This window comes from Peribacillus sp. (genome assembly GCF_059453735.1).
Window position 1 is genome coordinate 1 of record NZ_JAZVJO010000098.1, and the last position, 2,735, is coordinate 2,735.

The window sequence follows — 2,735 nt, forward strand, 5'->3', positions numbered from 1 at the left end:
TGCAAGGCGGGCTTTGCTGCGTTCTGGCTGTTCTTTGTCTAATACTTTATCTGCATTGTAGAAACTATGGAAAGTAGAGGCTAATTCATAAATATAATTAGTCATACGATGCGGCATCCGTTTGTCTGCTGCATCCGCAATAACCTGTGGGAATTCGCCAAGCTTCTTCAATAGCTCGATTTCTTTTTCACTTGAGATAAGGCTGAAATCTACATTTTCATCATACTTAATCTGCGATTCTTCGCCTTGACGCAAGATGCTGCAAATCCGAGCATGAGCGTATTGTGCGTAATAGACTGGATTATCATTCGATTGAGAGACTGCAAGATCTAAATCAAAATCTAAATGCGTATCAGCACTTCTCATTGCAAAGAAGTAACGCGTAGCATCTAATCCAACCTCATCAATGAGATCGCGCATTGTTACAGCTTTTCCTGTACGTTTACTCATTTTCATTTTTTCGCCGTCTTTGAATAAATGAACAAGTTGAATAATCTCTACTTCCAGCTGTTCTTTATTAAAGCCAAGTGCTTGGATAGCTGCTTTCATACGCGGGATATAGCCATGATGGTCAGCACCCCAAACATTGATCAGCGTTTCGAATCCACGTTCTAATTTATTACGATGGTAAGCAATATCCGGTAAAAGATACGTAAACGAACCATCTTGTTTAATTAGAACACGGTCCTTATCGTCTCCAAGCGCCGATGAACGGAACCAAGTTGCGCCACCTTCTTCGAAAATATGACCTCTTTCTCTCAATTCAGAAAGAGCTTCTTCAATTTTCCCATCTTTATAAAGCGAAGTTTCTGAATACCAAACATCAAAGCGAACGCGGAAATTCTCAAGATCTTCTTTTAATTTCGCCATTTCGTATTTCAGGCCGTATTCACGGAAAAAGCCAAAACGTACATCTTCAGCAACCGTTACATATTTATCGCCATAATCAGCAACGAGCTGCTTACCGATGCCAATAATATCAGCACCATGGTACCCATCTTCAGGCATTGGCGTGTCCATTCCAAGTGCTTGGAAATAACGAGCTTCAATGGAACGAGCTAAATTATTAATTTGATTTCCAGCATCATTAATATAGTATTCGCGTGATACATCATATCCTGCTTTTGCAAGGACATTACATAATGTATCCCCTACTGCCGCTCCACGAGCATGACCTAAATGCAAGTCGCCTGTAGGATTAGCTGATACAAACTCAACTTGGATTTTTTCCTTCTTACCAAAGTCACTTTCACCATATGCTTCTTTAGCGTCTAGGATCACTGGAATTAATTCTGTTAAATACGCATTGTCCATGTAAAAGTTAATGAAACCAGGACCAGCAATTTCAATTTTCTCAATGGATGCCTTCGAACGGTCAAAGTTCTCAATAATCGCTTCCGCAATAGCACGAGGTGCTTTTTTAGCCACTCTTGCTAACTGCATAGCCATATTCGTAGAATAATCACCGTGTGATTTCTCTTTAGGAAGCTCTAGAATTACTGACGGAATTTGTTCTTCTGTTGCTAATCCAGCTTTAATCGCTGCATCTTTGATTTCTTGTTTTAACTTCTCTTGCACTTGTTCAACAATATTCATCTCTTACGCTTCCTCCTTATAGTTCAAATTCAATTCATATTGCCCCGGTTCTCCGCCCTGTACATCAAGTGTATACCGAAGTCGTAAAACCCCTTCATTGGTATTCTCGTTCCACAGATGCTCAATCGACTCTGTCTGAGTACGCATGGGTAAAGTTCCATATATACTTTCATAATGCCCGTTCGTAATTTCCGATGGGCGAAAAAGCTGCCTCATTTTAACCGCGCCATTTCTTAATAAAAGCGTTTCATACTCTTTAAACTTAATTGTTGTTTGTGTATCCCCTGCTTCTGTTTTTTCAGCATACTGAAAATACAGAGCAGAGCCTTTCCTAAACTTCAAACCAGAAGTCTTCACTTCAAAGTTCTCCGTTACACCCTCGTGCATAATCTTCGTTTGAAGAACAACTTTTATCTTTTGTTGTTTATTTTCATGAAGAGACAAACGTCACACATCCTTCATTTTCTCTAATAACCTTATAAGTATAAATTTTCTCGAGACAAGTTTCAACTTGAACTCGAATTTCTACCATTTTTCACGAATTACTTTTTATCCATACCTTATTTTTAAAAACCACTAGTTTTACTTGAAAAGTTCTGTGGCGCAGCTAATTTAGCCCAAAGAACAAAAATTACTCTCTTTCTTTTCAAAAAAGTGTATCTTCTGCTCTTTTGGCTTGAAAAGGTCGTTTGATCCGTCATGGCGAGGCTGTAATTTTACTATTCAACAGCTGATTCGGCCCATTCTGCTTTTGATTCGGCCCTTTTTGCCTATCATTCGGCCCAAACGTGTAAACATTCGTCCCTTTCTCCGATTGATTCGGCCCATCAAGCAAAATTACTCTCTTTCTTTTCAAAAAAAGTGTATCTTCTGCTCTTTTGGGCTGGAAAGGTCGTTTGATCCGTCATGGCGAGGCTGTAATTTCACTAATCAGCAGCTGATTCGGCCCTTCTTGCTGTTTATTCGTCTCTTTTTGCATTCATTCGGCCCAAACGTGGAAACATTCGGCCCTTTTTCTAGATGATTCGGCCCATCAAGCAAAACTGCTCTTTTTCTTTTCAAAAAAAGTGTATCTTCTGCTCTTTTGGCTTGAAAAGGTCGTTTGATCCGTCATGGCGAGGCTGTAATTTCACTATTCA

Annotated in this window: 3 protein-coding genes; all 3 read right to left on the reverse strand. The window is 39.6% G+C overall.

Annotated features, from left to right (window positions below; genetic code table 11):
* The coding region (gene argS / locus AC52RT_RS03310; RefSeq protein ID WP_495539434.1) for an arginine--tRNA ligase at positions 1–1,596 on the reverse strand (1,596 nt) is incomplete at its 3' end.
* Between the two features lie 3 nt (positions 1,597–1,599).
* Positions 1,600–2,040 carry a YwiB family protein gene (locus tag AC52RT_RS03315; protein ID WP_495539435.1) on the reverse strand — a complete coding sequence of 147 codons (441 nt, stop codon included), beginning with the start codon at positions 2,038–2,040 and terminating at the stop codon, positions 1,600–1,602.
* 253 nt (positions 2,041–2,293) lie between these two features.
* Positions 2,294–2,452, reverse strand: a complete 159-nt coding sequence (locus tag AC52RT_RS03320; protein WP_495539436.1) for a hypothetical protein — start codon at positions 2,450–2,452, stop codon at positions 2,294–2,296.
* Between the last annotated feature and the right edge of the window lie 283 nt (positions 2,453–2,735).